General features: G+C 66.9%; 1 pseudogene. It reads right to left on the bottom strand.

The window, feature by feature from the left end:
* Window positions 1-369 (bottom strand): annotated as a pseudogene (locus IG02_RS37455) (hypothetical protein); the annotation flags it as partial.

Below are 369 nucleotides of genomic sequence, written 5' to 3'. Positions count from 1 at the left end.
GGCGTGGAGCCACAGCACGCCGGAGGTGTCGCGGGTGAGGATGTCGCTCACGGCCGAGCTCCCGAGGTTGCCAACCGCCTCGATCCGGTCGTAGATCTGCCATCCGGGACCGATGAACTCACGACGGTGCGAGTGCATGTCCAGCTCACCGCTGTAGTACGTGCTGTCGGTGCGCCACAGGCCGCCGGCGGAGTCCCGCTGGAGAAGGTCGAAGGCGCCGTTGACATTGAGGTCGTGCGCAGCGGGCTGGCGGACGAGCTTGAAGGAGCCGGAGGCTTTGAAGCCGAGCGGGGTGCCGTCAAGCGTTTCCGGCGTGATCGTCCAGGTGTAGTCGCCGTTGGGGACATCGCCCTTCTCGGGGTCGTGGGT

Origin of the sequence: Streptomyces sp. NRRL F-5135 (assembly GCF_000719775.1) — a bacterium.
Lineage (GTDB): Bacteria > Actinomycetota > Actinomycetes > Streptomycetales > Streptomycetaceae > Streptomyces > Streptomyces hebeiensis.
The sequence above is the reverse complement of the archived record's forward strand: the minus strand, read 5'-3'. Positions and strand labels throughout refer to the sequence as shown.